7 protein-coding genes are annotated in these 5,758 nt (G+C 36.6%); 6 read left to right on the top strand and 1 reads right to left on the bottom strand.

Translation table 11 applies throughout. The annotated features are described in order from the left end of the window. The first annotated feature begins 225 nt into the window (after nt 1-225). The 5 genes from B3D47_RS01950 to B3D47_RS01930 all read left to right on the top strand — a co-directional run bounded on the left by B3D47_RS01950 (nt 226) and on the right by B3D47_RS01930 (nt 3,621). Nucleotides 226-1,161: a DUF4041 domain-containing protein gene (locus tag B3D47_RS01950; protein ID WP_286859648.1), complete on the top strand. Its 936-nt coding sequence runs from the start codon at nt 226-228 to the stop codon at nt 1,159-1,161. 239 nt (nt 1,162-1,400) lie between these two features. Further along, entirely contained in the window at nt 1,401-1,784 is a 384-nt protein-coding gene (locus B3D47_RS01945; protein WP_004814565.1) for a ribonuclease E inhibitor RraB, read from the top strand. A 218-nt stretch (nt 1,785-2,002) separates the two neighbouring features. Further along, nucleotides 2,003-2,341 carry a zinc ribbon domain-containing protein YjdM gene (locus B3D47_RS01940; RefSeq protein ID WP_004814566.1) on the top strand — a complete coding sequence of 113 codons (339 nt, stop codon included), beginning with the start codon at nt 2,003-2,005 and terminating at the stop codon, nt 2,339-2,341. A gap of 140 nt (nt 2,342-2,481) precedes the next feature. Then, nucleotides 2,482-2,844: a 5-carboxymethyl-2-hydroxymuconate Delta-isomerase gene (locus B3D47_RS01935; RefSeq protein ID WP_103801033.1), complete on the top strand. Its 363-nt coding sequence runs from the start codon at nt 2,482-2,484 to the stop codon at nt 2,842-2,844. A 327-nt stretch (nt 2,845-3,171) separates the two neighbouring features. Next, nucleotides 3,172-3,621, top strand: a complete 450-nt coding sequence (locus B3D47_RS01930; RefSeq protein ID WP_286859646.1) for a YybH family protein — start codon at nt 3,172-3,174, stop codon at nt 3,619-3,621. 130 nt (nt 3,622-3,751) lie between these two features. Here the strand turns inward: B3D47_RS01930 and B3D47_RS01925 are convergent, their stop codons facing one another. Beyond that, nucleotides 3,752-4,522 carry a hydroxymethylpyrimidine/phosphomethylpyrimidine kinase gene (locus B3D47_RS01925; RefSeq protein WP_004814574.1) on the bottom strand — a complete coding sequence of 257 codons (771 nt, stop codon included), beginning with the start codon at nt 4,520-4,522 and terminating at the stop codon, nt 3,752-3,754. Nucleotides 4,523-4,615: 93 nt separating this feature from the next. Here B3D47_RS01925 and B3D47_RS01920 point away from each other — a divergent pair, with 93 nt between their 5' ends. After that, on the top strand, nt 4,616-5,266 hold the full coding sequence (locus B3D47_RS01920; RefSeq protein WP_286859642.1) for an HAD-IA family hydrolase: 651 nt from the start codon (nt 4,616-4,618) through the stop codon (nt 5,264-5,266). Nucleotides 5,267-5,758: the final 492 nt, after the last annotated feature.

Genomic DNA, 5,758 nt, shown 5'->3' with positions numbered 1-5,758 from the left:
CTGTCTATCTTATAAGTTAATTCATACTTAAAGCTTTAATATTTTTATTCTGGCAAGATTTCAAGAGATAAAACAGTAAAATTCAACAAAAATATCAATATTATTAAATATTTATACCTAATTCTAGTGATAGGATTTTTGAGAAAATCAGTGCAAAATAAAAATCTTTCACAAGTTCTTTGGTTTGATTTAAAGCATTTTTCTTTTTTAATTAGGGCACGGACGATGTTAAGTATTATTTTATTCGTTCTGATGGGGATATTATCTGGCGTACTTGCAGTCACACTAAACAAATTAAAATCCCTGCGTGGAAACCTCGATGTTTTACAGGACAATCTGGATCATGCACGTCATAAACTGACGGATTATGAACAACAGGTAGAAGATAGTGAGTACGAGTTATCTCAGCTACGCGTGCAGATCAGTAGTTTACGCACGACTTTAGAAAAATATAAGAAATACCAGGAGATCTGCGAAATTGAACAATATGTCATTAACCGTACCTTACAGGCTGAAAATTTTGTAGAAATGACCAAGGTTGATGCTTCAATCATGGTGGATGACATTAAAGGCTATATCGAACGGGTGAAAGCATTTATAGAAGCTTATCAGGCTAAGGCAATTCAAAAGGTGGATCAGCAGGCACGGGAAAAACTGCAACGCTATTATAAACAGGCACAAGAAGAATATCGCTTGCAGGATGTGGTTACTGCCTTAGAGCATAAAATTCATGGTTATCAGCATGGATTCTCGCTAGCAGCTAAAGATGTTTTGACTGAATTAATAGAGGGTTATCAGGAGCAAGATGCTGCAAGACATTTACAGGATATTCATGAGCAGATTGGGCAGGCGATTCGAGACAAAAAAGTTGCGCAATGCAACTATGTCGATGAAGATCGCCGTAATACCACCATGGATATGATCAGTCTGGCCTTTAACAGCCGTGCCGACCTGTATCTGTCTCGTTTAACTGTAGATAATCTGGGACAGATGCTACAGGCACTACAAGATGATTTTTATTTAATTAATCATAAAGGACGTGATTTAAGTCAGGCCCGCATTCAGCAATCGTATCTGGATTTACGTTTGCAAGAACTCAAGTTTGCAGCCTTGCTTCTGGAATTAAAGAAAACACCAGGAAAAGTTCTTCACCTGGCTTAAGCCGCTTAGTCAAAAAAATTAGGCGTAAAATGAGGATGAAAATATCTCCAAAATAAGCAGTCAAAAGTATCTCTACCAGTTAAAAGTTAAAGAGATACTTTAAAAATAAAACTTCAATTTGATATATAAAATCAGTCATTTAAAAACTGTAAAAAATATTATTTTTCCTATCGTATCCTGTATAAAAATCAGCTAATCTAATTTGTATAATAAAACGGCAGCATAATAAGGACAGCCCTATGTCACGTGATTATCAGCAGTTCCCGGATGATGAAAATGGCAATGTACTCTGGCAGATGTTTCAGGATGGCGATGATCTGACTGAAGCACATGAAATTGAATTTTCGATTGCATTTAATGAAGAATCTCAGGCCGATCGCTGTGCTTTGCACCTATTAAAAGAAGAACAGAAAATCAGCCTGTTCCAGGATGAAGAAAGCGATACACTCGAGTGGGTGATCACGATTTTCGTTTATATGGAACCGAGCTACGAAGATATTGTTGATCTGGAGCAATGGTTTACCAAAATCGCGAGCGAATTTGGCGGAGTTTATGATGGCTGGGGCTGTATGGCTTATGTATATGACGACATCGACGATGATGATACGCCTTTGACCAGTTAAGCTAAATTACCGTTGAATATAGAATGAAGAGTATAAGCCCAGCCTGTCTGGGCTTTTTCTTTAGGTGAATCAACAGTTTCTTAATGAATGATTCAAACTGATATTATTTAAAACGAGCAGAGAAATTGTAGAAATTAAATCCATATAAAATATAAGGTATAAAATGCTATAATGATTTTTTGATTTATTCATTTCTTATTTTTATTTTTGAGGTTCTTATGAGTCTACCCCATTGTCCAAAATGCCAGTCTGAATACACCTACGAAGATGGGGATTTACTGATTTGTCCTGAATGTTCGCATGAATGGAAAGAGGGTGAAGATACAGAAGAGCAGCTAATCATTAAGGATGCCAATGGTAATGTTCTTGCTGATGGTGATAGTGTAACAGTGATCAAAGACCTGAAAATTAAAGGTTCATCATCTGTGGTGAAAGTTGGCACTAAAGTAAAAAGTATTCGCCTGTTGCCAGATGCTGCAGATGGTCATGATATTGACTGTAAAATTGAAGGTATTGGCGCAATGAAGCTCAAGTCTGAATATGTGAAAAAAGCATAATCCAGTCCTGATCTGTTTTAATCTATTAAAGTTTGAACCAGAATGGCGGTTTAAAAAATAAGCCGTCATCACCTGCCTTGGCTTACATTTTATTTCACACGGGGCATAATCAAGAAAAAATACTGAGTAAATAAAACCTCATGCCTCATCTTCATATTGAATATTCAGATAATATCCAGAATCTGGAGGTCAAGCCGATGCTGCTCGGGATTCACCAGGCCTTATATACTGCAAATTATATTCAGGATCCGAATGATTTAAAAAGCCGGGCAATTTGTCAGCAGAATTATGTGATTGGACTGGATTTGAATACCACTCAGGCCTATGTGCATGCAAAAGTATCCTTATTGTCGGGGCGTAGTCCTGAATTGAAACAGGCAATTTCCCAGTGTGTCTTAGCAGTGCTGCGACAGCATGTACCAGCCCAGCAGGGTTTGACAATACAGCTCTGTGTAGAAATCATAGAAATGCCAAAGGACTGTTATAGTAAAGCCTTTATTTAACTTTAGTTTAACAATACTTGTATGTTGTTGGAATTATAAGTATTGTTTTTCGGAATTGTTATGTTGTGACAAAACTAAAATCTAGCAAACAGTGAAAAATAACTTAAATAAGCTTAAATTAACCGGACTCCTTTTCAAGTTTTATGAAAGGTGTTTAGCTAACAATAAAATGATCTTTAAAAAATGAACTTTATGGGGCTTTTAATATATTTGATGATTTTAACTAGCTAAGGTTTTTTTGCTGTAATTCTAAAAAAAATCTATGCCCTTCTGTCGGGGCAGATTGCAGTGATTATTTAACCATTTAAAAAATATAAGAGAATAGAGATGAAAATATTCGGGGACGCATCTTTAGGTGAAGAAATAGTTGATTTATTACACGAATGGGATAGTGCAATAACAGGCTTGGATATTCAGAATTTGCTTAAGTTGTGTGTATCAGATGTCAGGTTTTTTGATTTAAGTACAGAAGTTCATGGTCTAGAAGCTTATGAACAGAAATGGAATCTTTATAAGCCTTATATGCTGCATGGAGTGACCATACAGCGGCATGATGTGACAATCCACGTAGAGCCTCATTTAGCTTTCATTCATGGTTATGTCAAACTTACACCAGCAAATGCTGAAAAAGTAAAGTGGCTTCCCTCAGTGAAATGGTGTCGTACTAGCTTATGTTTGAAAAAGGAACAAGGGCAATGGAAGATGGTACATCAGCATATTTCTGTACCGGTAGAAATTGAAACACATAGCATGAAAGTATTAGAGCTAAAAATTTAAATTTATAATGACATTATTTATATGAATTCATTCGCTATTTAAGTTCTCTATTATAGGGCAATGTTTAAGTTGAATTCCAATAAAAAAAGAGCCTGAATGATTTAGGCTCTTTTTATTTGCAGAATGAGTATTAACCAAAGCGTTTTGGAATTTTCTGTCCATTAGGTATAGGGGTTTCAGCATTTTTTAATACACCGAATAACCAGGTTTCAGCATGCTGCACGGCGGTCTTGAGCTGATCGCCTAATGCTAAACGACCGGCAATGAAACTGGCCAGTGAACAGCCTGAACCATGATATTCACCCTCCAGACGAGCACAACGGGTCTGGTTCACCAGCTCACCCTGAATATATAAACTGTTCTGGATATAATCGGGAGTATCCTCATGACCTCCTTTGACCAGTATAGCTTTGGCACCCATGGCAAACAGTTTTTGTGTCGCAAGTTCCAGATCCTGCTCACCTGTCAGTGCACGTAATTCCACTGTGTTCGGTGTAATAATAGTTGCATGAGGGATCAATTGGGTAAAAGCCTTGACCAAGGTTGCTTGATCTCCCAATGAGCCACCACTGTTCGCGACAAGTACCGGATCAAGCACATAAAAATATTCAGGATGCTCAGCAAGAAACTCGGCTAGGGCTGCAATATTGTCAGTAGTACCAAGCATGCCGGATTTGACACCACAGATGGGCAAGTCACCGACTACCGCATGAGCTTGTGCAAGCAGCAGACTTTTTGATGTTGCTTCAAAGCCAAATACCTGTTGAGAGTTCTGAATGGTAAGGGCGGTACAGGCTATCGCAGCATGAGCCCCGCTTTGGCCAATAGCTTCAATATCAGCCTGGAGACCTGCTCCACCTGAAGGATCCAAACCTGAAAAGCATAGTACGGTAGGGCGCAAAACGATGTCCTTAAACTCTAGATTTGCGTTAGTATAGGCAAAATTTCATGAACACTCGATACCCATTTGCATCGAAGTAACCGGAGGACTGTGGTGATTCAGAATATCCTGATTGATCTGGATGGAACCTTAACTGATCCTAAAGTAGGGATTACCACTTCAGCACGTTATGGCTTGGAAAAAATTGGCCATCCTATTAGTCCCGATACCAATATTGACTGGATTATTGGACCACCGCTTAAAGCCTCACTCGCTAAAATTCTAAACGTTACAAGCAATCACGTGCTGGCAGAGCAGGCACTAGAAGCCTATCGGGAACGTTTTGCAGTCACCGGACTGTATGAAAATAAAGTCTTCCCGGAAGTAGCTGAAACTTTAGCCGAACTCAAACGCCGTGGCTACCGACTATTTCTTGCGACTGCTAAACCCACTGTTTATGCACGACAGATTCTTGAACACTTTGAGCTAGATCAATATTTTGAAGGCATTTATGGCAGTGAGCTAAATGGTGATCGTACCAACAAAGGCGACCTGATCGAATACATCTTGCAGCAAGAGCAGTTAGATCCAGCTACTTGTATTATGGTGGGAGATCGTGAGCATGACATTTTTGGTGCTAGACGTAATGGGATAGAAACTATTGCAGTCACCTATGGCTATGGTTCACCAGAAGAATTTGCTCAAGCTGAGCCCAAATTTCAGATTCAACGCTTTAATGAAGTTTTTGATTGTCTAGGTAAATAATTTTTATATTTTAAAATTCTACGCTTTGTATATTTAAAATAATCTCGATTTATATTTCATGATTCGAGATTATTTTCTAGTTATTTAATTAACATATTTATATAAAGAGTAAATTAAATTATAAACTTATTATATTAAATTTAAGCTATTAAATAGTGGATTAATAACCTGTTTATAAATTTGTAATTCATGTGTTAAATCAAGTAACTTATTTGTTGTTAAGTGTAATTAATTTACAAATATACAATTAACTAGATATAAAAGCTTATAATTTAATATAAATCATTGAAATACATAATAATAAAATTAATATAAATTTTCTAATATAATTCATCAATAAATTGTATATAAATATAAATCAATAGCTTAAATCATATTAATTAATAAAATTAAACTTCAATTTAAAATTACTACATAATAATAATAAAATCTTACTTATTTTATGGTTTTAACTTGGATTTACTCCTGCTATGAAGAGCTGGTTGGGAATTA

It is taken from the genome of Acinetobacter sp. UBA3461 (genome assembly GCF_002381195.1).
In the GTDB taxonomy this organism is placed as follows: Bacteria; Pseudomonadota; Gammaproteobacteria; order Pseudomonadales; family Moraxellaceae; genus Acinetobacter; species Acinetobacter schindleri.
This window is presented reverse-complemented; position numbering and strand designations above follow the sequence as displayed.

Excerpts from the sequence above, each read along its gene's own strand:
- B3D47_RS01935 (WP_103801033.1), top strand. The coding sequence starts at position 2,482 with ATGCCTCATCTTCATATTGAATATTCAGATAATATCCAGAATCTGGAG.
- B3D47_RS01950 (WP_286859648.1), top strand. The coding sequence starts at position 226 with ATGTTAAGTATTATTTTATTCGTTCTGATGGGGATATTATCTGGCGTA.
- B3D47_RS01945 (WP_004814565.1), top strand. The coding sequence starts at position 1,401 with ATGTCACGTGATTATCAGCAGTTCCCGGATGATGAAAATGGCAATGTA.
- B3D47_RS01940 (WP_004814566.1), top strand. The coding sequence starts at position 2,003 with ATGAGTCTACCCCATTGTCCAAAATGCCAGTCTGAATACACCTACGAA.
- B3D47_RS01930 (WP_286859646.1), top strand. The coding sequence starts at position 3,172 with ATGAAAATATTCGGGGACGCATCTTTAGGTGAAGAAATAGTTGATTTA.